Annotated in this window: 29 protein-coding genes; 10 read left to right on the top strand and 19 right to left on the bottom strand. The window is 66.4% G+C overall.

Translation table 11 applies throughout. From position 1 onward, the window contains the following. Positions 1 to 222: 222 nt before the first annotated feature. The 7 genes from ACFXJ8_RS25915 to ACFXJ8_RS25885 all read right to left on the bottom strand — a co-directional run bounded on the left by ACFXJ8_RS25915 (position 223) and on the right by ACFXJ8_RS25885 (position 5,277). Positions 223 to 414, bottom strand: a complete 192-nt coding sequence (locus ACFXJ8_RS25915) for a hypothetical protein (RefSeq protein ID WP_379646546.1) — start codon at positions 412 to 414, stop codon at positions 223 to 225. Beyond that, positions 411 to 536, bottom strand: coding sequence for a hypothetical protein (locus ACFXJ8_RS25910; RefSeq protein ID WP_379646545.1), 126 nt, complete (start codon positions 534 to 536; stop codon positions 411 to 413). The genes ACFXJ8_RS25915 and ACFXJ8_RS25910 overlap by 4 nt, the downstream gene beginning before the upstream one ends. A 153-nt stretch (positions 537 to 689) precedes the next feature. Continuing rightward, positions 690 to 863 (bottom strand): hypothetical protein, encoded by a 174-nt coding sequence (locus ACFXJ8_RS25905; protein ID WP_379646544.1) that lies wholly within the window; start codon positions 861 to 863, stop codon positions 690 to 692. Between the two features lie 98 nt (positions 864 to 961). After that, positions 962 to 1,324: a hypothetical protein gene (locus ACFXJ8_RS25900; RefSeq protein ID WP_379646543.1), complete on the bottom strand. Its 363-nt coding sequence runs from the start codon at positions 1,322 to 1,324 to the stop codon at positions 962 to 964. An 18-nt stretch (positions 1,325 to 1,342) separates the two neighbouring features. Next, complete coding sequence (locus tag ACFXJ8_RS25895) at positions 1,343 to 1,546, bottom strand: hypothetical protein (RefSeq protein ID WP_379646542.1); 204 nt, start codon at positions 1,544 to 1,546, stop codon at positions 1,343 to 1,345. A gap of 243 nt (positions 1,547 to 1,789) precedes the next feature. Beyond that, positions 1,790 to 3,922, bottom strand: coding sequence for an FtsK/SpoIIIE domain-containing protein (locus tag ACFXJ8_RS25890; RefSeq protein WP_379646541.1), 2,133 nt, complete (start codon positions 3,920 to 3,922; stop codon positions 1,790 to 1,792). Then, positions 3,919 to 5,277 carry a hypothetical protein gene (locus ACFXJ8_RS25885; protein ID WP_379646540.1) on the bottom strand — a complete coding sequence of 453 codons (1,359 nt, stop codon included), beginning with the start codon at positions 5,275 to 5,277 and terminating at the stop codon, positions 3,919 to 3,921. The genes ACFXJ8_RS25890 and ACFXJ8_RS25885 overlap by 4 nt, the downstream gene beginning before the upstream one ends. A gap of 348 nt (positions 5,278 to 5,625) precedes the next feature. Here ACFXJ8_RS25885 and ACFXJ8_RS25880 point away from each other — a divergent pair, with 348 nt between their 5' ends. Both ACFXJ8_RS25880 and ACFXJ8_RS25875 read left to right on the top strand, forming a co-directional pair. Beyond that, positions 5,626 to 5,856 carry a hypothetical protein gene (locus tag ACFXJ8_RS25880; RefSeq protein ID WP_379646539.1) on the top strand — a complete coding sequence of 77 codons (231 nt, stop codon included), beginning with the start codon at positions 5,626 to 5,628 and terminating at the stop codon, positions 5,854 to 5,856. Between the two features lie 263 nt (positions 5,857 to 6,119). Then, positions 6,120 to 6,635, top strand: a complete 516-nt coding sequence (locus ACFXJ8_RS25875) for a helix-turn-helix domain-containing protein (protein ID WP_379646538.1) — start codon at positions 6,120 to 6,122, stop codon at positions 6,633 to 6,635. A gap of 289 nt (positions 6,636 to 6,924) precedes the next feature. Here the strand turns inward: ACFXJ8_RS25875 and ACFXJ8_RS25870 are convergent, their stop codons facing one another. Together ACFXJ8_RS25870 and ACFXJ8_RS25865 are read right to left on the bottom strand one after the other, a co-directional pair. Further along, the gene (locus tag ACFXJ8_RS25870; RefSeq protein WP_379646537.1) at positions 6,925 to 7,194 is read right to left on the bottom strand and encodes a hypothetical protein; all 270 of its coding nucleotides are present in this window, start codon (positions 7,192 to 7,194) and stop codon (positions 6,925 to 6,927) included. 289 nt (positions 7,195 to 7,483) lie between these two features. Continuing rightward, the gene (locus ACFXJ8_RS25865) at positions 7,484 to 7,663 is read right to left on the bottom strand and encodes a hypothetical protein (RefSeq protein WP_379646536.1); all 180 of its coding nucleotides are present in this window, start codon (positions 7,661 to 7,663) and stop codon (positions 7,484 to 7,486) included. Between the two features lie 131 nt (positions 7,664 to 7,794). On the opposite strand from ACFXJ8_RS25865, the gene ACFXJ8_RS25860 reads away from it, so the two are divergent. The 3 genes from ACFXJ8_RS25860 to ACFXJ8_RS25850 all read left to right on the top strand — a co-directional run bounded on the left by ACFXJ8_RS25860 (position 7,795) and on the right by ACFXJ8_RS25850 (position 8,797). Further along, positions 7,795 to 8,208 (top strand): GntR family transcriptional regulator, encoded by a 414-nt coding sequence (locus tag ACFXJ8_RS25860; RefSeq protein WP_379646535.1) that lies wholly within the window; start codon positions 7,795 to 7,797, stop codon positions 8,206 to 8,208. Between the two features lie 104 nt (positions 8,209 to 8,312). Then, on the top strand, positions 8,313 to 8,531 hold the full coding sequence (locus tag ACFXJ8_RS25855) for a type II toxin-antitoxin system HicA family toxin (protein ID WP_379646534.1): 219 nt from the start codon (positions 8,313 to 8,315) through the stop codon (positions 8,529 to 8,531). Positions 8,532 to 8,551: 20 nt separating this feature from the next. Further along, complete coding sequence (locus tag ACFXJ8_RS25850; protein ID WP_379646533.1) at positions 8,552 to 8,797, top strand: type II toxin-antitoxin system HicB family antitoxin; 246 nt, start codon at positions 8,552 to 8,554, stop codon at positions 8,795 to 8,797. Positions 8,798 to 8,866: 69 nt separating this feature from the next. Here ACFXJ8_RS25850 and ACFXJ8_RS25845 read toward each other — a convergent pair whose 3' ends face one another. Then, complete coding sequence (locus tag ACFXJ8_RS25845) at positions 8,867 to 9,337, bottom strand: hypothetical protein (RefSeq protein WP_379646532.1); 471 nt, start codon at positions 9,335 to 9,337, stop codon at positions 8,867 to 8,869. Positions 9,338 to 9,580: 243 nt separating this feature from the next. Here ACFXJ8_RS25845 and ACFXJ8_RS25840 point away from each other — a divergent pair, with 243 nt between their 5' ends. Genes ACFXJ8_RS25840 through ACFXJ8_RS25830 form a run of 3 tightly spaced genes read left to right on the top strand, consistent with a single transcriptional unit; the run spans position 9,581 to position 10,931 of the window. Beyond that, positions 9,581 to 9,829: a GntR family transcriptional regulator gene (locus tag ACFXJ8_RS25840; protein WP_379646531.1), complete on the top strand. Its 249-nt coding sequence runs from the start codon at positions 9,581 to 9,583 to the stop codon at positions 9,827 to 9,829. Between the two features lie 53 nt (positions 9,830 to 9,882). Then, complete coding sequence (locus tag ACFXJ8_RS25835) at positions 9,883 to 10,725, top strand: helix-turn-helix domain-containing protein (RefSeq protein WP_379646530.1); 843 nt, start codon at positions 9,883 to 9,885, stop codon at positions 10,723 to 10,725. After that, positions 10,719 to 10,931, top strand: a complete 213-nt coding sequence (locus ACFXJ8_RS25830; RefSeq protein ID WP_379646529.1) for a DUF397 domain-containing protein — start codon at positions 10,719 to 10,721, stop codon at positions 10,929 to 10,931. Before ACFXJ8_RS25835 ends, ACFXJ8_RS25830 begins: the two co-directional genes overlap by 7 nt. A 237-nt stretch (positions 10,932 to 11,168) precedes the next feature. On the opposite strand, the gene ACFXJ8_RS25825 is transcribed toward ACFXJ8_RS25830, so the two are convergent. The 9 genes from ACFXJ8_RS25825 to ACFXJ8_RS25785 all read right to left on the bottom strand — a co-directional run bounded on the left by ACFXJ8_RS25825 (position 11,169) and on the right by ACFXJ8_RS25785 (position 17,483). Then, entirely contained in the window at positions 11,169 to 12,443 is a 1,275-nt protein-coding gene (locus ACFXJ8_RS25825; protein ID WP_379646528.1) for a tyrosine-type recombinase/integrase, read from the bottom strand. Continuing rightward, the gene (locus ACFXJ8_RS25820; RefSeq protein ID WP_379646527.1) at positions 12,377 to 12,559 is read right to left on the bottom strand and encodes a helix-turn-helix domain-containing protein; all 183 of its coding nucleotides are present in this window, start codon (positions 12,557 to 12,559) and stop codon (positions 12,377 to 12,379) included. The genes ACFXJ8_RS25825 and ACFXJ8_RS25820 overlap by 67 nt, the downstream gene beginning before the upstream one ends. Next, the gene (locus ACFXJ8_RS25815; RefSeq protein WP_379646526.1) at positions 12,549 to 13,892 is read right to left on the bottom strand and encodes a replication initiator; all 1,344 of its coding nucleotides are present in this window, start codon (positions 13,890 to 13,892) and stop codon (positions 12,549 to 12,551) included. Before ACFXJ8_RS25815 ends, ACFXJ8_RS25820 begins: the two co-directional genes overlap by 11 nt. A gap of 445 nt (positions 13,893 to 14,337) precedes the next feature. Next, a complete protein-coding gene (locus ACFXJ8_RS25810) occupies positions 14,338 to 14,484 on the bottom strand; it encodes a hypothetical protein (protein WP_379646525.1) in 147 nt (48 codons plus the stop codon). Further along, on the bottom strand, positions 14,481 to 14,624 hold the full coding sequence (locus ACFXJ8_RS25805; protein ID WP_379646524.1) for a hypothetical protein: 144 nt from the start codon (positions 14,622 to 14,624) through the stop codon (positions 14,481 to 14,483). Before ACFXJ8_RS25805 ends, ACFXJ8_RS25810 begins: the two co-directional genes overlap by 4 nt. Beyond that, positions 14,621 to 14,998: a hypothetical protein gene (locus ACFXJ8_RS25800; protein ID WP_379646523.1), complete on the bottom strand. Its 378-nt coding sequence runs from the start codon at positions 14,996 to 14,998 to the stop codon at positions 14,621 to 14,623. Before ACFXJ8_RS25800 ends, ACFXJ8_RS25805 begins: the two co-directional genes overlap by 4 nt. Next, complete coding sequence (locus tag ACFXJ8_RS25795; RefSeq protein ID WP_379646522.1) at positions 14,995 to 15,624, bottom strand: DUF2637 domain-containing protein; 630 nt, start codon at positions 15,622 to 15,624, stop codon at positions 14,995 to 14,997. Before ACFXJ8_RS25795 ends, ACFXJ8_RS25800 begins: the two co-directional genes overlap by 4 nt. A 65-nt stretch (positions 15,625 to 15,689) precedes the next feature. Then, positions 15,690 to 17,060 carry an FtsK/SpoIIIE domain-containing protein gene (locus ACFXJ8_RS25790; RefSeq protein ID WP_379646521.1) on the bottom strand — a complete coding sequence of 457 codons (1,371 nt, stop codon included), beginning with the start codon at positions 17,058 to 17,060 and terminating at the stop codon, positions 15,690 to 15,692. Between the two features lie 93 nt (positions 17,061 to 17,153). Beyond that, the gene (locus ACFXJ8_RS25785) at positions 17,154 to 17,483 is read right to left on the bottom strand and encodes a hypothetical protein (RefSeq protein ID WP_379646520.1); all 330 of its coding nucleotides are present in this window, start codon (positions 17,481 to 17,483) and stop codon (positions 17,154 to 17,156) included. Positions 17,484 to 17,619: 136 nt separating this feature from the next. On the opposite strand from ACFXJ8_RS25785, the gene ACFXJ8_RS25780 reads away from it, so the two are divergent. Together ACFXJ8_RS25780 and ACFXJ8_RS25775 are read left to right on the top strand one after the other, a co-directional pair. Continuing rightward, positions 17,620 to 18,462, top strand: a complete 843-nt coding sequence (locus ACFXJ8_RS25780) for a GntR family transcriptional regulator (RefSeq protein ID WP_379646519.1) — start codon at positions 17,620 to 17,622, stop codon at positions 18,460 to 18,462. After that, the gene (locus ACFXJ8_RS25775; RefSeq protein WP_379646518.1) at positions 18,459 to 19,508 is read left to right on the top strand and encodes an HAD family hydrolase; all 1,050 of its coding nucleotides are present in this window, start codon (positions 18,459 to 18,461) and stop codon (positions 19,506 to 19,508) included. The genes ACFXJ8_RS25780 and ACFXJ8_RS25775 overlap by 4 nt, the downstream gene beginning before the upstream one ends. Positions 19,509 to 20,234 lie beyond the last annotated feature (726 nt).

Here is a 20,234-nt window from a genome sequence, read left to right as displayed (position 1 = left end):
GGGCTACCTCGTGGGGGCTCCAGCAGTACCCGAGGAGATAGCGCTCCCCGCGGACCCTGTGTGAGACGCGGAGGCATTGCCTGCCGTCGAGGAGGATCAGCTCCACCTCCCGGCCTCGCGGGGCAAGCCAGAGCGTCATGCCGCGAGCATACGCCGAAACGGACAAAAACGGACATGGGGACGCCCCCGGCCTCTTCCCTGGCCGGGGCGTTGTCGTGCGCTTTAGTCGCGGCTCGCCTTGATGATGGCCGCCTTGTACTCCTCGGTGGTGGCGTTGCGGCGGGCTGCCTCTACCGCTGCGTCCAGCCGGGCGAGCTTGTCTCTGTCCTGGCGGCTGCTGTTTGTCTCCGCCGCGCCTCGCTCCTTGATCGCTTTAACGATCTTGTCTATCTGACCCTGACGGATGGCCATCATTTCCCCTTTCCGTGCCGCTTGTCGATCAGGTCGAAGTACTCCTTCGTCCCGAAGGGCGGGCACTCGCACGGGGCCTTGGTGCACAGCGCGCACCGGGCGGTGGCGGTCTTGCGCTTGCTCATGTGCTGCTCCTCTTCTTGATCGGTTCGGTTGTAGGTTGTGCGCGTGGGTCCGGGGCCGATAACGGCGGCCCCGGACCCGCGCGAGGACAAGCTAGAGGACATGGTCCGCGAGGCGCCCGCCCGACACCCCTGACGCCAAGCGGGTACGCAACATCAGCGCTTGCGCCGCAGCTTCTCGGCCTCGCGCCGCAGCTCGTCGGCACGCGCCGTGAACTCGTTGGCGATCTTCGCCTCTATCCGCATGTGTCCCATGAGGCCGTCCCTGGCGTGCGACTTGGCCCACAGCAGATGCTGGTAGGCCTCGCGGTCCTCCTTGCGGGCCCACATCTCCAGGTCGGCGGCGCGGTCGAGAGCTGCCTAGGCTGCTGCCTTCTTCTTGCCGAACATCCGGCATCTCCTCTCGTTGTTGGTGGCCTCGCGAGACTTCAGCCCGCATATCGGGCGACGATCTCGGCCTCTCTCTTGGATAGGGGTTGAGCGTCCGCTTGCTCGATCACAGGCTGGGGGCGGGCGGCCAGCACCCGCATAGACGGGTGAGTTGCGGGATGGGCGGGGGCGGGCATGACGACCGTGCGGCGCGGGCTCGCCACCACCGCGACCAGCGCTACCGTGGCGATAGCAGCCCACGCGGTGACGCCGAGCAGCAGCCACGCCAACACCTGACTGCCCTGCGCGAGCGCCAGAACCACTCCAGCGCTGCCAGCGACGACGACCGCGATTCCTCCAACGCGGGGCCCGATGCCCGACAGGAGCATCGCTCCCGCTGTGACGCGAACTTCCTGGCACACAGTGCCTCCTTCAGGGGGTTAGTTGGTGCGCCGGTCCTTGATGCCGGAGCCGCCGCAGTCTGGGCAGTCGCGCCACCGCGCCGACCACGGACTGTAGAGACGGCCGCCCTTGCAGCGGCGGCACTGCGACTTGTGGTGGATGCGCATGTCGAGCAGCAGCCAGCCGCCGAAGAACAGAACGATCCCGGCGAAGATGAGCGCGCCGGCCGCGAAGTCGCTCACCGATCCCGCCCCTTGCGCTTGGGAGCTAACTCGATCTTCATGATGGATCCTTCGGAGTGAAAGGCGGACGGAAGGTAGAGGGGGACCCCTCTACCTGAGGCCCTGGTGACGGGCTGGCGAAGCCCACTACCAGGAACCCCTTATGTAGAGGGGGGCCTCTACCTCGGTCATGGGGTCGGTAGGGGCCTTCGACCTCGGAAGTAGAGGGGGTAGAGGGGGCCGCGTCCGGTCCTCGGAAGGGGCTCATCGGGCCGCTCCGACAGGTGTCTCGAACAGTTCGGCAGGGACGGCGTCCTCGATGTCGCGCCGGTTGTAGCCAGCGAGGTTCTGGCCGTCGATCTTCACCTGCTTGGTGCTCCGGCGGACCCCTGCAAGCTCAAGCTCCTCGGCCAGCCGGACGGCGTCCCAATCCCCGTAGGTGTCCTCGTCCACGTTGACGAGGCCGGTGAGGATGTCCGTGGTGAACATACGGGGGCTGTTGTGCATGACGTACAGCACGTCGGAGATGACCGGCGGGATCTGCTTGCCTGCCGACTCGGCGGCGGACACGACGTCCCCGACAGCGTCGCCCGACAGGGTGCCTTCCTTCTCCCGCAATGCCCGCCCGCGGGAGCACACCTCGGCGAACGCTGCGTTGTCGAGGTAGTCGCACTTCGGCATCACGTACGAGCCGGGCCCGGTGACGAGCACACCAACACCCTTGTGCTCCTCCTGCAGAATGGAAGCGTCGGCGCCTTGGTTGGCTTTGCCCTTGCCGAGCACCATGTCGGAGCTGGTCTTGTCGACGACCTGGGTGCAGTACCGGTAGGAGACGATCTCGCGCAGCTTCGTCGGGACGCTGTCAGCGTCCGGCCGCTGGGACGCGAAGTTGCAGATAAACCCGGCTGCGGGCCCTCGGCGGGCGATACGGCAAAGCTTGTTGATGACCTCGTCCTTGAGGTCCTTGTCCATCGCGGTGAAGTACTCCTGCAGCTCGTCGATCGTCACGAAGATGACGGGCATGCGGTATTTGCGCATTATGGCCGGCGTCAGCTTCGACTCCGGGCAGACGGAGGCGGGCAGGTCGCGGAAGATGCGGAAGCGGCGCTCCATTTCGACGATCAGCTCGTTCAGCATGGCGACCAGCGCGGCGATGGCGTCGTCTTCCGCTCCGAGGACTAGGCGGTGGGCGATGGCCCGCATCGCCATCCAGTCCGAGCCGCCCTTGCCGTCGGCGACGTAGTGGCGTACCCACGCGTCGAGAACGCCGGCGGCGGTGAGCAGCCGCTGAGAGAAGGTCTTCCCCCTACGGGGTAGGCCGCCGAAGAACATCGACTGCCACATGATCGACAGCACGATGAGGTTGCCGCGAGCGTCACGCCCGAACGGGATCGGCTCCCACACAGACCACGTCTCGGCGCCCACAAGAGGAGATGAGATCGGCTTGCCCATGTATGGGTCGTCGTCGGCCACCCAGATCGCGATCCGGCCGCCGTGCCCGCCCGCGTGGGCGCGAATGCGGGACATGATGAGCTGGATCTCGTCCACGCCCAGCTCGGCGGCGAGGACCTCGCGCAACCTGAGGACGTCGTTGGCGGTCTTTCCGCAGCCGCGGGGTAGGTCGAGGATGCACGCCCATCCCTTGCCGTCCTTCGCGACGCCTTGGACGAGGGTGAGCGCCTGCCCCTGCTTGATGAGCCCAGCGGCGCGGAAGGCGTCGTTGAGATGCTCAGGCGCGAGCTCCAGCCGTACCGGAAGCTGGGGCGTGTCGATGACGGCGACCTCGCTGACGGTCGAGCCTGCCGCGGCTGCTGCCGCCGCGGCCAGAGCTCCCACACCCCACGGCAGCAGCGGGTAGTGGACAGCCAGCGCGTTCAGTAGCCCCAATCCGGGCAGCCCGAGCGCGGTCGTCCACTTGGTGCGGCGCCAGATCTCCGATCGGCGGGTGGCGCGCTCGTTGGCGGCGTCCTTCTTACGGCCCTCGTTCAACGCCTGGTCAACCACCACCTTGTGGTCGTAGGCGGACACGAACCGCCATCCTCCGCGCACCCCGACGGCGGCACCGATCAGTGTGCGCAGCGCAAGTCGCCCGGTGTACTTGGGGGAGCGGACCGTGTGCACTGCGGCGATGTAGGCCGTCTTGCGGATGTGCAGCTTGATCTGGTCCTGCCAGCCCTGCTTGGTGGTGGCCCACGGCGGCAGGATCGGCCCGTACTTCAGCTCGTAGCCGGGGACGACGTGCCCTTCGATCTCGATCTCTCTCGGCTCCTGCGCCGAGACGTCGATCGCGGCGGTCTGGTCGAGGACGACCAGCGTTTCCATGACGGCTGGAGGGATGTCGTCCATCGGAGCCGCGGCGTCCGTGCCGCGGCTCTCGACGTCGGGGGTGTGGGTCACGCGCCGACCCGAGCATTCTCGGAAGGGGTGGACGCGACCAGATCGGCGTCCACTTCAATGGGCTTGACGGGGCGACTGCGCTCGTCGAACGTCCACCCCTTGGCGGCCAGGATTTGCTTGCCCTCGCCGATGCGGTCGCCGCACCAGGTCGGCTTGAACCGGGTGCGCTTGGCGAGCTCCCACTTCGACAGAACCTCGCCAGCTTCGACCCGTCTCGCCCACAGTCGGGCGATGCGGCCCTTGTCCTGCTCAGTGGGCTCTTTCTGGTCGCCGTCTTGGTCGCGTCCATCGCCGTTTCCGGGCGCGTCCACCTGATCGTCGGCGTCCGGCTTCGCGTCCACTTCGGCGACCAGGAGCGGGGGCACCACGCCCTGGCTGAGCGGTCGCGGCTGCGGTCGCGTCCACACCTGGAATGGCACACGATGCCCGACCGGTCGCGGGTCGCCTGGGTCGATCAAGAGGCGGGTCCGCGGAGCCGGGATGACGGGGGCGCCGGTGGTCGCGGGAGTGGTCGCGTCCTGGTCGCGAGACTGGTCGCCGTCCGCGGCCACTTCGGGACCGCGCTGCCGGTAGTCGCGGCTCCACTGGTCGAGGGCGCGAGCGAGCTCGTCGGCGGCGGGCGGCAGGCTGCCAGCCTTGGCGGGCGGCTCGTTGGCGGGGTGGTCGAGCGCCTTCCACGGGGCGACCGCGCGCATTGCGGCGAGGTCGTCGGAGCTGCACAGGGCGCCGATCTGGTCGAGCATGAGCCTCTGCCGGTCGCCGTCGACAGCGAGGCGGGCGTGCTCTACCGCTTTGGAGATCGCGGCCCGCATCGCGACCTTGGCCTTGCGCTGCTTCCGGTCGGAGGCTCCCGATTCGGCGAGGTCGCGGACCTTCATCGTGGTGAGGGCTACGCGGGTGATGCGCCGCTGCGCGTCTACTTCGCCCGCGGTACGGTCTGACGCCTCGGCGATGCCGAGCCAGACGAGCACCCGTTCGGGGGTGAGCCGCCAGTTGATGCGGCCGGTGCCGCGGATGCGGTGGCGTTCGATCGCCATGCCGCGCTCCCACAGCCACGCCGCGACCAGCGGCGAGGCGAGACGGAAGACGGCTTCGGCGAGGCTTCGCGCGTCCATGCTCGACAGGACCGCGGTCAGGCAGGTGAGCGCCCACACGGCGATGCCGTCGATGCCGGCGGAGAAGTTCTCCCGCATGTTGCGGCGCGCGCGCACGGCGGATGTGACGATGGCGACCTCGATGAACGCGAACAGCAGCAGCCTGAGCGGCCCGTCCAATCCGAGGACGTCGCCGGAGAAGCGCCACATGCCCTGAGCCGAGACGCCCGTCGCGATGGAGGCGGCGACGACAGTCAGCACGTCCTCGATCGAGCGAGCGGCGATGTAGGGGCCAGCGGTCCGCCACGCCGCACGGATGGCACGCAGAGCCGCGCGCCCGAATATCCAGGTGGCGGTGACAGCGCAGAGTGCGCCGATGATCCACCACCCCCATGCCGGGGGCAGGTATGGCGAGATCGCTTCCCGCAGAGGCTGCCACCACTCAGGAGGGGCTTGAACACCCTCGTCGTTCGGCATTGATCGCTCCTATGTTGACCCGGTGTAGATACACCACTAGCTTGGGTCACCGTAGCCCGGTGTAGATACACCGCGCAAGCAGTCAGGAGGAGATCGTTGCTGACCTCGCTTAACCCCCGTTATCGTGAGCGCGTGCCAGACAAGCCGAGGACCAAGGGCCGCAACATGCGGATCTGGAAGTGGAATGCCCTCGGTGTGGCAGCTCAGAAGCGCGGCACCAACAGGACCGAGATCGTCAACAGACTGATCGACTGGTGGCTCGCAACGCCAGGCGCGACACTGCCGGACCAGCTCACTCCCGAAGAGGTTGAGTGGCTGAAGTCCCTAGCGGTCAAAGAAGACCTCGCCAACAGCGGCGACTAGCAGCGCAAAACAGGAGCCCCCGCCTGCCAAGGACGGGGGCTTCGTGTTCTGGTCGGCTACCGCGTGCGCCAACACCCGGTCAGCCTGTGATCCTCCCTCGCTGCGAACAGCCGCTCAGTGCTCGCGAGGGGACGGGTCTGCGTTAGCCACATCGTGAACGACTCTCCCGAGGCGCCTTCAACGTGATTCGACCCGATGACGACGATAAGCCGTTCGTCGCTAGATGGAACAGCCTTATCCGCGTTTTGCTTCTGGATTCTTCGGTGAAGCTGGTCGCGCGTAGCGCGATGGACTACGCCGACTTCTACGATGGCACGTCCTGCCATCCGAGCAATGAACGGCTGGCCCGAGAGACGGGGTACAGCGAGAGAACCATCCGAACGGCCTGGGGTGTGATGCGTGGCCTGGGGCTCGCTGAGCGTGTCTCGAACGCGGTTGCCCACGCCAGGGTTGCCGACGAATACGAGCTGGCCATTCCAGACAACTGGGCGAACCTGCCGATCCTTGGGCCCCGCGCCCGGAAGTTCACCTGCTTGGGGTGTAGCAAGCTGTTCAACCCGCAGGGCAACTGCACGTTGGGCACGGGCGACAAGGTGACCTTCAACGTGGTCGCGTACTGCTTCTGTCCTGCGCCACGCAAGACGAAGGGCCGCGATGAGGCATGGTGCTTCGACTTGTGGAACACGCAGGAGACGGAGATGGGCCGTCTCGCCTGGCAGAAGAGAGGGCGTGAGGACATCTGGAAGCTGTTCCGCCTGGCTCGCGGCGACGACTGGTGATGGCGGAAGTGAGTTCCGGTACCGGAAGTGACTTCCACGTCTACCGGAAGTGAGATCCGGTAGGTACCGGAAGTGAGTTCCGCGAGTACCGGAAGTCACTTCCACCCAACAAACCACTTCACCACCCCATAGAACGTCTCAGGTCAACGTCGCCGCGCTTGCGCGCGGCCCGCATTAGGTCGCTGACGACTCGCAGGCATGAGAAAGCCCCTCGCAGGGGATCGCCAGGGGCTTTCGTTTGTGGGGCGGCCCCGCCCCCAGCCCTCCCGCGAAGGGCGGGGCCACCGGTCTATCGGGCCATCCCGGCCAGCAGCGCCAGCCACAACACTTCTGCGTCGGACTTGCGGTACCGGGAGGTGGTGTAAGAGACGACGGTCATGGACTGCTGGATGGCGTCATGCCAGGCGATCCTGGTGCGGACGATAAGGAAGACGCCTCCCGCGTTGACCAGCTCGAACGCGAGCGGATGAAACGAGCACGTCCACCGCACGACCCGATGCCGGCCCAACGGCTGCTCATGAGCGCCAATCCAGTCGAGTTGGGTCGCGTTCGGTCGCATGGGGGTCAGGTGGGGGGAGATGTCAGGGCAGGAACCGTCGTCTTCCACGGCCCCTAGCCACCGCAGCATCACATCTTTGGAGACACCTGCCCTGGGCGTCCCGCTCATGGCGTGCGTTCCGTCTTGATGTGGACGTCGCATACGGGTCGCGGCCACCGATGGCCCACGCGGCGGCGCCGGTAGAGGTCGGGGTCGTTGCGCCACATGTCCCAGCCTGGCCAGCCGTGGAGCGACATTGTGGGGTCCACATGGCGAGGACGCCTGCCTTGGGAAGCGTCTCTCCAGGGGTTCACGCCGCCTCCTGGCCGGGGTTCGGGTAGCTGGAGAGGATCCGCAGGATCGCGCCTTGGATGTGTGCGTGCTCGTGGTTGCGGGCCGTAGCCGTTTCGCCGCTCTCAACGTGCGTGAGCTCGTACGTCCCGTCAGTCCGTCGTGTGACGGAGCACTCGGGGACCTGGGGGAGGGTCATAAGACCAAGCTAGGCAGTTACTCATAAGTAGTCTAGTAAGTAGTCTTCAAAACATCATGTGATGTACTTAAGATCTCTAAGTAGATTGAGCGGAATGAAGCGCGGATGGTAGGCGGATTTACCGTCGAACAGTGATCGACTATGAGTCGGAGTTCCCCGTGTATCTGCAGGTAGCGAACTCCCTCCGCGAGCGAATCGAAGCGGGAGAGTGGCAGCCGCGTAAGAGGCTGCCCACGGTCACAGACCTGGTCCACGAGTACGGCGTCGCGCGCAACACGATGATGCAGGCGATGGAACACCTGCGGAGCATCGGCTATGTGTACACCATTCGCAACCGTGGATCTTTCGTCCGCTACGGCGCCGACATGGTCAAGGTGGTCGAGCTGGGAGCTGGCGCGCGCAGCTTCTCCCGTCGCGCGAGCGAGGACGAGCGGGAGCGCCTGGAGCTCGAAGAGGACGGCTGGGTCACTGTGATTGAGTACGCCGATGGAGAGGTCGAGGTCCACGCGGCCGACAAGGTGGAGATCCGCGGCCCCCGCACCTAACCGATATGTGAGCAGTTCTCATTCCTCGACGACGGATCAAGGTGTCGCCCTAGCCTTGCGGGCGGAGTGGGGTCCTCTGTCGATCGAGGTAAAGGAGTCCCCGTATGGGGAAGGACGACGCCCTTCCGCGTGCTTTGAACCAGCGCAACGCAAAGAAGATGTTGGAAGAGCATGGGTGGGTGGAGACCCTCGGGGGGAAACATTCGGTGAAGATGGAGAAGCAGGGATGCAGGCCGATCACGCTGCCGATGCACAGCGGTAAGGACTATTCACCTGCACTCAGAGATGCGATACTCCGGCAGGCAGGACTGAAGGGACGGTGAAGCGCTACATGGCCCCTGACATGGACGAAAGCACCGGGACCTACACGGTTAAGGTTCACGCCGAGCAAGACGGAACGGCGTGGGCTGAAGTCGACGAGCTGCCTGGCTGCTTCGCCTCGGGCGAGAGCATCGAGGAGCTGTGGACGAACCTCGCAGAGGCGATCGGTCTCTACCTGTCGTCGGACGAGGTGTCCGTCAAGGTCGAGATGCAGGAACCTGATCCCATCACGGTCCACACCACGGAGAAGCGCTTCGCTGTCTGCTGAGCATCCGCCGAGAACTTCGCGGCCCCGTCTCCCTTCCGGAGGCGGGGCCGTTTTGCGTTTAGGCCCGGTTCAGACCCTGGTGAACGCGTACTGCTGGTGAACCCGGCAGGTCAGGGCTAACGTGCTCGCCGTGATGTGGATCGTCATCGCGTTGACGCGCTGAGCAAAGCTACCGGGTTGCTGGCTGAGCCAATCCTTCACTGAATCGTTCGCGTCCTTAACGACCTTGTACAGCTTCAGATCCGCCTCCCTCTCGATCGCGCTGAGTGCGAGCCCCCATCCGAAGACGTCGCCCTCCTTGATTCGGGTCTTCGACCCGACCTCGAATGCGCCACGGTCCGCGTAGTCGTCGATCTCCGTTAGGAACAGGCGAAGTTCCTTCATCGCGCAGGCCGGGTCGGTGCTCGGTTTCGGCGTGGCCGACGCGACCGCCTTGGGTGTGGCTGGCTCCGCCGCTACTGGAGTCTGCGTGGATGAGCATGCTGTCGAGAGCATGAGCGCGGAAGCGAGAGAGACGACTGCGTGCCTACGGGTGCGCATTGAGGGACTCCTGAGACGGGGGATGTGAACGGGGTAAGACGCCCGGCCTGGCGGTGAGGTGTACAGGCATATCCAGATAGTTGGCGACGTCTGCGGGTGAGCGTAGCGTCGTGATCGTCCGCTGACCTGGCGTTCGTCAGAACGCACCCCTCCCGGGGAGGCGTACTCGTTCATGCTCGTTCATAGTCGAGTCTGCTCGTATCCGCTCGTAGAGGCATGTGCATGCATGTCTACGGTCGCGGTGTGACGGAGGTGCGGGAAAGCAAAAAGGTGTGGATCCGAGTCGCTGACGAATTGCGAGGTCGGATCAAGGATGGGACGTACCGGCCCGACGCGCGCTTCCCGTCCGAGACGGATCTGGTGCAGGAGTTCGGAATCGCTCGGGGCACTGCGAGAAAGATCACAGCGAGGCTGCGCGATGAAGGGCTGATCTACACCGAGCCGCAAGTGGGAAGCTTCGTGGTGCCCAATGACGGCGAAGGTCAAACATAACAGTCTGTGCAATCTGGCAGGGATCGTGATGTTGAAGGGCTAAGAATCTGGTCATGCAGCGCATCAGCCCACCGTTGCGTCAGCAGCGGCTCGCCAGCATCTTGCGTGACCTACGTGAGACGAGGTCGCTCTCCCGAGACGAAGTAGCAGCAAGGCTCGGATGGGCCGCGGTGAAGGTATGGCGGATCGAGACGGGCAAGACTCGGCCCTCCGTCGACGACGCATCGCGTCTAACAGAGCTGTACGGGGCGGGACTCGACGTGAGGGAGCTGTGCGAGCGGCTGGCACGTCAAGCGTCTGGCCGCCCCTGGTGGGCTCCGTACCGGAGTGTGCTTGGCGAATATGTGGCATTCGAGACCGAAGCGGTCCTGATACGCACGTGGGAGCCTCTTCTCATCCCTGGTCTGCTTCAGACTGAAGATTATGCTCGGGCGGTCCACATGGCTGCCCATCCTGACGAGCCCGCCGACGTAATAAACCTTCGCGTAAAAGCGCGCATGACTCGTCATCGCTTGCTACTTGCGGAAACCGACCCAACTCAGTTCACGGCCGTCATTTCTGAAGGGGCTCTTCGACAGCGCGTGGGGGGGCCGAGCACTATGGCGGCCCAGCTTCGCCGCATTGTGGATGTCGGCGAAAGGCCGAATGTCAACATTTACGTCCTACCTGCGGATATCGGCGCTCATCCGGGCCTGGAAGGCTCTTTTGTGCTCTTGTCTCTACCCGGCCATGAGGCGCATCTGTTTGTAGAGACGGGCGTATCTGAGGTCATTACCGATAAGGTGGAGCTCGTTCGGGACTATGAGCGCAGATTCGATTGGCTGGCGTCGAAGTCTATGCCGCCGGATCGCTCTATGGCATTCATAGCGGAGATCGAGGAGGGGTGTGGATGCTGACTAGAGAATGGCGGAAGAGCCGTGCTTCCGGCGGGGGCAGCAACTGCGTAGAGGTCCGACTCGTTGACGGATGCATCCAGGTTCGTGACACCAAGGATGCGGGGCGTGGCCCGGTCCTGTCCTTCACGGAATCGGAGTGGGCTGCCTTCGAGGATGGGATGCTGCGCCGTGAGTTTGCGCTCCCTGGGAGATCATCTGGGAGATGATCATGGTCTGCGAGCTATGCAAATCTGTCACATGTGAATACATGCAATGCACTGCCTAAGCTGGTTGGCGCGATGGCGCCCAGGGTCGATGCAGGCAGCAACGATCTTCCAACCTGGCTCGTAATGAAGGGGTCTCGGGTTCGAATCCCGAAGGCGGCTCCCAGGTGAAAGGCCCTCTCGGATGATCCGGGAGGGCCTTTTTCATGGGCGTACAGCAGCGAAATACAGCAACCGCCGCTAACGATCTAGGCTGGCGTTGAGCTGGTCGAGCGCCTTGCGTGTTTCCGGGCTGGCGATCTGCGTGTAGACGTTCATGGTCACCGAGATCTGCGAGTGCCGGAGGATACGCATCGCCACCCGTGGGTGAACGTCGAGTGCGGCGAGCATCGAGGCGCACGTGTGCCGAGTGTCATGCACGCGGATGCGCGAGACCTTGGCGGCCTTACCGTGCAGCTCGAAGGAGCGGTTGAAATTCCGCGGTTCGATGGGCGTGCCGTACCGGGTGGTGAAGACGAGCGCGGAGCCCTTCCATCGTTCCCCCGCCTCCTTACGGGCCTCTTCCTGGACTCTGCGGCGATGCTTGAGCGCGGTGACACACAGCGCGGGCAGCGGAAGCGAGGCGTCCGAGTCGGCTGTCTTGGTCGTGTCCCGATGGAGAAGTTTGCCGTGCACCCGGTTGAGTTGGTGAGAGACCCGCAGCTCTTGGCGGTCGAGGTCAACGCTGTCCCAGGTGAGGCCGAGAACCTCGCCACGTCGTAGGCCCAGGACGAGGATGAGCACGAAGGCCGCATACTGCGGATCGTCTACCGCCCGAAGGTGCTCAAGGAAGGTGCGCGCGTCATCCACGCTCCACACGGCGTGCTTGCGCTTCTTGGCGGTCGCTTTGGGCAACGTGGTGAGAGAGACGACATTCTTGGAGATCAGTTCCTCTCGGATGGCATGGCTGAGCGCGGTGCGGAACACACGCCGGATGCTCTCGATGGTGCCGCGTGACGGGTGATCTCCGCAGCACTGGCCGATGGCGCAGCACGGCTTCTTACGCGGCTTCTTCTGCGCGCAGCAGGTGCAGAGGGTCGGCAAGCCGTTGAGCCAGGTCTGAACATCCCGGACGGTCAGTTTGTCGAGCCGCTTCTTGCCCAGGCCGGGAATGAGGTAGAGCCGAACCAGGGCCTCATATCCCGCGTAGGTAGTCGGCTCACGGTTGGGCTGAACCACGTCAGCGAGCCAGCGCTTGAGGAAGGCGGCCACGGTCTCGTGCTTGGTCGCCACGGGTCCCTTGCGGGCCTGCTCGTGGAGCTTCAGCCACTTCTCGTGGGTCTCTTCGCGGGTCTTGCCGTACGCCCACTTGCGGGTCTTCTTGCCCTCGGGGGTGGTGACCCAGACGTACCCCGCCCAGCCGTCCTTGTACGGGAAGATCGAGCCTTCCCCGTTGGATCGCTTGCTCATCAGGCGGCCTCCTCGCACAGGCGGGTCACGTAGGCGTCCAGGGCGGTCGATGGGATACGGCGGCATCGGGTGCCGACGAGTATCGAGGTGATCTCGCCGGAGCGGATCAGGTTGTAGAGCGTCCACCGGCTGACCTTGAGCACGGACATGGCCTCAGGCACGGTGAGCAGATCAGCGGCCATGGGTGCCTCCTTCGTTGACGGTCGCGGCGAGTGCGGACTCGCCGGGGGTGTAGCCCTGTCCGGCGTACTTCCAGTGGGCGAGCACGAGCGTGCTTTGCGGGTCGTACGGCAGGCGCCGCAGCTCTTGGGCCTCGCGGTAGTCCAGTCGGACGCGGCGCAGCGCGGTCAGGGTGGTGGAGTAGGCGCGGCTTTTGGTGGAGAAGTGGCCACGGAAGCCGAGCATGTGCGCCCACTGTCGGAGTCGGAGTGGGGCGAGGTCGGGATAGATGTCAGGGTTGCCGAGGTCCCATGCGGTTCGGATCAGGCGGGCGGCGTGGTCGGTGACGCCCTGGGCGTGCAATCGGGTGAGGTCGTGGTGGGTGACGCGCCGGTCGAGGGTGCCGGAGGTCTCGGCGGCCTTGGTGGCGTACTTGGCGATGTAGCCGGCGACCGCGGCTTCCGACAGCGCGTCGAGGCCGTCGGCCTGGATTGGGCGGACATCGACGCTGCCCCAGATCTGCCCCTGCGGCAGCCGTACCGCCTCGGCGGTAGTGCGGATGGTGGCGGTGAGCAGATCGAGGGTGGCCCAGGCGGGCGGGATGCAGAGGTCATCACCGTCGCGACCGTCGAGGCGGATCACGGCGTGGAAGTGCACGACGCCGCGTGCCTGGTATTCGGCGACCTTTGCGAACGACAGACGGGTGAGGTCGGCGAACTCCTTTCGGGTGAGGCCAGCGGCGGCGGCCAGGCGCTGCCGGAGGTAGATGGCGAAGCGGTGCCAGAGCTGCCCGGCGTGGGCGTTCCACAGGACGTGGCCGGTGTAGTCGTAGGTGCCGGGATCGAGCGGTTGGCCGATGGCCGGGTCTCCGGACTGGTGACGGGTGAAGCAGGCCGGGCCGGTACGGCGCGGGTGGCAGACGGGCGCGGTGCCGTCCTTGTCCGGGCCGCGATGGACCGGGCCGAAGGACGGGGCGGTGAAGGTGGCCAGCACGCGCGGGTGGGTGCGCACGATGTCGGGCACGCCCTTGTCCCCACCGAGCAGGCCAGCGCGGATGAGGTGGAAGGTGTCTTGCCGGTAGGTTTCCGCGCAGGCCGGGCAGCGGGTGGCGCGCCGGTTCCCGCATCGGATGAGAAGCTGACCGTGAGGTTCGGCGCTGGTGCTGTAGGTGTGCAGGACCTCGCCGGTCATGCCGTCGAGGGTGGAGGTCTCGCCGGTCAGGCGGATGGGGTTGGTGCAGCCGCGAAGCCGGTCGACCTGATGCAGCCAGCGGGTCACATCGTGGTTGGAGCGGCGGGCCAGGTCGCGGATGACCGGGCCGATGAGGTCAGCGAGCTGGGCGGGAGCTTCGGTCACTGGCTGACCTCCTGTCCGGTGCCCTCGCAGCACGGGCAGAAGATGATGATCAGTCGGTGGGTACGGACGGAGCGGACGCGGACGGAGCCGTATCCGCCGCATTCCGGGCAAGGCCGGTGGCGCATACTGGTGTTCCTTCGTGAGAGCGGAGGATGGCGCCCCACAGGGACGGCGTGGCTGCCAGGCTTGAGCCGCCCCGTGGTGGCGTCGTTCGGTTCAGTGGTTGTCGATGCCGGTGCCTGAGCAGTCGCGGCAGGTCTTGTCTTCGCACAGGCCGGTGCCGTTGCAGGTGGCGCAGGCGTAGAACCAGATCACTCGAGATCACCTCCTTGGCGGGTGCAGGGGCAGGGTTGGCGAGGGGTGGTCTTGTCGCAGTCGGGCGGGTCGCCGTCGAAGTCGCAGCCGTAGCGGGTGCAGCAGTCGCAGAACGGGCACGGTAACCGGGTCACGTGGTGGGGCCGGTGCAGTCCAGGCATAGGGCCCAGGTCTCGATGCGAACGGCGGTCTCGCCACGGCCGACGATCTCGAAGGTCTCCACCTGGCCCTCGCCCTCGCAGGTCGGGCAGGCCTTCTTCTTGGTACGGCGGGTCATCGGGTGCCCCTTCCTTGGCAGGTGGGGCAGGTCTCGGTGACCTCGACGACGAGGGTTTCGGCGCCGGTGGACCGGGGCTGGCTGCGGAAGCCGGTGATGGTGCCGAGGCCGAGGCAGCGGCGGCAGTAGGGCTGGTTCACGGTCGGTCCCTTTCTGTGGTGTGCCAGGCGGCGCGGTTGCCGCTGGCGTGGGCGATGGCGGCCAGGACGTAGCCGAGGTTGGTGGTGTCCAGGCGGGTGATGGCGGGGCCGAGGTCGACCGGCAGGCCGTGGCCGAGTGACAGCGCGATGCGCAGCACGGCGGCCTCGGAGCCAGAGCAGGGCAGGCGTCCGGAGGCGAGCGCGACGTGAGCGGCCTCAAAGTCGATGACCGCGTACGGCGGTTCGTGGTCGACAGCCAGCCGAAGGAAGTCGGGCCGGTGCAGCCACACGCCGTGGTGGGCGAGCAGCTCCACCGCGGCTTCCATCGGGTAGGAGCCGTGCGCCCAGGCGCGGGCGTGGTAGACGAGGTTCATGCGGCAGGTTCCTTTCGGATCTGGGCGAACAGGTCGGCGGCCAGCTCGGGCGAGACGCCCATGCGGGTGCGGAGCTGTTCGCCGGTGATCGGGCGGTGGTGGGTGGCGTGGTGGTCATCGGCCAGGCGGCGGGCGTAGGCCAGAAGCGCCGGCGACTGCCCCGGCTCAGCGGCCTCCAGGGCGGGCGCGGGTTCCGGTTCGGCTTCCTCGGTGACCAGTTCGACGGCGACGGGCGCGGCAGCGTGATGTGAGGCGCGGCGTTCGAGCATGGAGACCGCGACCAGGAACGCGACGGCCGGGGTTGCGGCGGTGATCCACCCCCACACGGTGGGTTTGGCGGTGGCCAGGTTGGCGGCCAGGGTGAGGACGATGCCGCCGGTCAGCACCAGCGCGGGCCAGGAGATCAGCCCGTGACTGTGGCGGCCGGTGCGCTTGTCGCGCTGGAGCTCGCGGGCGGCCATCACGCACATCAGGTCGATGCACACGGCGACCGCCCAGGACTGCCAGCCGGTCTGGCCGTGGCGGGCGGCCAGGTCGCTGATGTGGGTGAAGGAGCCCACGGCGGCGATGACCGCCAGGACGAGCACAGGCGTGGTGTCGAGTACGGCGGAGCGGATGCGGCTCACGGCGGACACCTCCCTTCGGTTTCAGGCATGGGTCGGGTAGGGACCTGGCGGGGCCGAGGATGGGATCAGGCGGGTTCGGTCTCGCGGGCCAGCTCTTCCAGCTCCGCATCGGTCACGGTGATGTCGGCGGGGCCGGTGAGCAGGTCGGCCCATTTCGGCGCGAGGTGGGCGTGGGCGAGCGCGGCGCTCTCGGCGGCTTCCTCTGCGACGTACACCGAGCGGGCGCGGTACCAGCGGCCGTCCTCGCCGACCACGATGGCCGTGCCGGGCATGTTCGCGGCGATCTGCCGGGCGGCATCCAGGGCAGCCGGATCGGTGTCGCCAAGGGTCATGGTCGCGGTCTCCGGATCGTTGACCCGGTGGCAGACCCGCCCGGAGAGCTGCGAGCGCAGCGCGGTGACGCCGGGTCCGAGGTCGGAGCCGACCCGCTGACCGCAGACGAACAGGTAGATGCCGAACGCCCGCCCGAGCTGGGCCAGCCGCAGCAGTGCGGTGGCCGTCTGGGCGATCTCGTCCCTCTCGCCCTTGTGCGCCATCAGGAACAGCTCGGCCACCTCGTCGACCAGCACCACGACGGGCATCGGCCGCAGGTGCTCGGGCAGCTTCCACACGTTACGGACGGTGTGGGTACGGCACAGCGCCATGCGCTGCTTGACCAGGCAGATCAGGTCATCGAGCAGGCCGACGCATTCGGCGCGTTCGGTGGCCATGGCCGACAGGCGCGGGCCGTACGGGGTGAGTTCCACTCCTCCCTTGAGGTCGAAGCCGACCAGCGCGACCGGCTGTGCGGCCAGGCCAGTGATCAGGGCGTTGAGCAGCGTGGACTTGCCGGACTGGGTGGCGCCCGTGTTGAGCCAGTGCGGCACGGTGCGGAAGTCGAGCACCCACGGCGCGCCGGTCTCCAAGACGCCGACGCGCACCCTCAGCAGGCCCTCGGAGAGTACGGGTGTGCGGACGTCGGACAGCGGGTCTCCGGTGGTGGCCAGCAGGGTGACGCGGCCCGGCTTCCAGGCGGCCAGCCGTACCGAATGAACCCGCCAGGCGTGCGCGAGGTTGGACAGGCGGGCGGTGTAGTCGTCGGGCGTCTGCCCGTCCATGAGCTTGACGTTGACGCGGAAGCCGAGGCGGTGCGGGCGGATGAGCCCGAGGCGCGGCGCCTTGTCGACGTCGACGCGGCGGACCCTGCGCTTCTGCGTCAGGGCGATGGTGGCGTTGCCGACCACCGGTAGGCCGTCGAGTGTCGACCGCCAGCGGCGGCGCTTGCGGGTCAGGGTGCAGCCGTGGGCGACGTTGCCCCAGGTGAAGTAGACGGTGATGGCCTTGAGTGGGTAGCCCAGGCACAGCCACAGGGAGACGGGGTGCAGCTTGCGCCATGCCAGCAGAGCGGCGCAGCACATGGTCAGGGTGATGGCCAGCGGAAGCAGCCAGTCGGACATAATCGGCTCTGTCCTTTCGGGTCTTCGACGCGAGAGGGAGGCCCCGGAGCGGGCGGGTTAGCTGCCAGGCGATGCGCCCGCTCCAGGGGTGGTTCAGGCGGCCTTGACAGCGGTCGGGGCTATGGTTTCGGCCCGGAAGCCGAGGCCCGAGCGGCCGTTCATCGACCAGAAGAAGGCGGCCAGGCCGACCGGGCGGACCTGCACGCCCTCGGGGATCTGCGGGAACGTCTCGCTCGGGAACGTCACCACGATCACCGGGTTGCGCCGGTCGTCGTTCGGCTTGGGTAGCAGCGGGATCGTGTACAGCTCCCGCCCCTCCGCGTCCCTCTTGACCTCGCCGGTGGCCCGGTCAACGATCTTCGGCTCGGGCTCACCCGCGACGATGAACGCCAGACCGGTGATGTCGACGGGGATGTTGCGCATGGTGAACTCCTTTGAAGGTTGCCTAACTTGGCTAGGCATCTTGTGTTGATCTCATGTTGCCCAGCATGGCTAGCCATGTCAAGCATCCGCGAGTAACTGGACTAGGCAACCTAGAAGAACTAGCCTGGTTTGCGTGATGAGTCTCGATCCAGACGACCCGCGACCGCCGTACCAGCAGGTCGCCAACGCCCTGCGCGCCGCGATCCTGACGAAGAAGTTCGAGCCGGGGGAGAAGCTGCCCTCAGGGCACGACCTCGCGAAGAAGTACGGCGTGGCGCGCATGACCGTGCAGCAGGCGATCCGGCTGTTGCGCGACGAGGGCCTGGTCGTCTCGCGGCAAGGCAGCGGCGTGTTCGTCCGCGAGCGCACCGAACGGCCGGTCGAGCTGCGGCCGCACATCGAGCACGCCTTCGAGGCGGCACACGTGGCTATCGACTTCGCCGGGTTCTCCGGCGAGACGCTGCACGGGATGCTTCAGGAGCCGCTCGACAAGATCCGGCTCGGACGACTCACCCCCGAGTCGATCAACATCCGGATCCTGGTGCCGGACATGGAACATCCCATGTCGCTGCCCTGCCGAGCCGAAGACCTTGGCGACGATCCGGTGATCAGGTCGCGCGCGTTGCGCATTCAGCAGCGCAGCACCCAGGCGATCGCGGACGCCGTACACGAGTTGGCCGATCTCGGGCTGGTCAAGACCGCCAGCGTGCATGTGCGGGTGCATCAGACCGCGCCCGCGTTCAAGTTCTACGTGATCAACCGCGAGCGGGTGTTCTTCGGCTTCTACCCCGTGGTCAAGCACACCGTGCGGATCAAGGGCGAGCCGCACGAGCTGTATGACGTGATGGGCAAGGAGGCCATCCTGTTCCACTACGAGATCACTGAAGACCCTGCCTCGATGGCCTCGCAGTACGTCACCGAGGTACGGCGTTGGTTCGACAGCATGTGGGGCACGATCAGTCGCGAGGTCGAACTGTGACGCTGGGCGAGGTGCTGGGCCAGGCTGAGGCGATCCTCTTGGACTTCGACGGGCCGGTGTGCAGCATCTTCGCCGGACTACCGGCGTCGGCTGTCGCAGTCAGGCTCAAGGACCTGTTGGTGCTGGAAGGGGTGCGGCTCCCGCCCGATGTCGAGGCGCTGGATGATCCGCTTAAGGTCCTTCGCCGTAGCGCAGAGATCGTGCCTGAACTGGTCGATACGGTGGAGACCGCGCTCATGGCGAGCGAGGTCGAGGCGGCGACATGCGCCGAGATCACGCCGGGGGTGCGGGAGTTCCTGCGTGCGTGCGCCGAATCGGGGCGGCCTGTTGCGATCGTGAGCAACAACTCCGAGCCAGCCATCGCGACGTTCCTCGCGCTGGCCGATCTGGGCGAGTGGATCGAAATGGTGTCCGGGCGCCCGATCGGGGAGCCGGACCAGATGAAGCCTCACCCGGGCACGACATTGCGCGCCTGCAAGGCGCTGGGAGTGGAGCCGGAGCGGGCGGTCCTGATCGGAGACTCCGACTTCGACATGGAAGCCGCAAGCGCCGCGGGAACCCGCAGCATCGGCTACGCCAACGAGCCCGGCAAGGCCGAGAGCCTGACCCGCGCCGGAGCCGACACCCTGACTGACGACATGTACAGCCTGGCGCAATGCTGGGCCAGTGAAGACGACCCGCAAGATGCTGTTGACCGCTACGCGTATTGCGCGATCTACATTCAGGATCTGAGCCCAGACGAGGTGATCAGGCTTATCTGGCGCGCACCCGAGGAACCCAGCGAGAGCCCGCGGCTCGGCTACATCGACGGTGTCGAGATCGAAGTACGCCGGAATCCGGACGCGGATCCTACCGAGATGGAGTTCCTCTATTGGCCGGTCAAGGTTGAGGTTGCGGCAGGGCGGTCAGTAGGAGGTTCCACGGTGGTTGCCGTGGTTGCTCGGATCCTCACATCAGCCTGGAACGCGGGCCATGCAGCTGTGGCCGCATGTGACTACGAGGAGGAGCTGCCCGATCGGGGCGGCTATCCCCGGTATCGAAGCTGATCATCGCCGCTATGGCGGCGGGTGATTCAAACCTTCCCTACGTCATCAAGCCGCCGCCCGATGGGCGGCGGGCGGCCGGGCGGTCCGGGCGGGCGTGCGGCCTCTCCGGGCCGGTCCCGCCCGGCCACCCCGCCGCCACAAGGGACGCCAGCCTATGTCGTGTGAGGTGGAATCCAGTGCCTCAGCGGGCCGACCACGTCCGTGTTATCGTCCGCTTGTCCCCTCAAGCGGTGCGCAAGGGCGCCCGAGGCTTTGGCCGAACCAGTGGGAGAAAGAGGCGGCCTGGGGGCAACCGCACGTTCGTGGCGCACGACCGGCGTCCTGAATAATCCCCCACTGGACCTTGCATGAACGCCTCCGGCGGGAGCCTCCGGCACCGAGGTGATCACCACACGGACCTGGACGTTGGTGGGTGGCTGAGGGCTGATCACCTCGCACACCATCTACTCAGGCAAGCCCAACAGACCGGCTCCTTCGTATCAAGCCCGGCTTTGACCGTTGGCATCGGATGATCGAGGAACGGCGACCGGCGACCGTACACGCGAAGCCGAGCTTGACACTCCCCCCGGCCCGCTGCCGCTACGCGGTGAGTCGACGGCGTATGTACTGACGCCACCGCCGACGACTTCTTCTAGTACGGCAGCCGCCATTCGTTAGTTGAGCTGGGCGTATGCGGTAGTGAGGCGGGCGCGCCGGTGGAACCAGCGGGCTCGGGCTTGGTGTCGC

Source organism: Nonomuraea sp. NPDC059194 (genome assembly GCF_042754765.1).
In the GTDB taxonomy this organism is placed as follows: domain Bacteria; phylum Actinomycetota; class Actinomycetes; order Streptosporangiales; family Streptosporangiaceae; genus Nonomuraea.
This window is presented reverse-complemented; position numbering and strand designations above follow the sequence as displayed.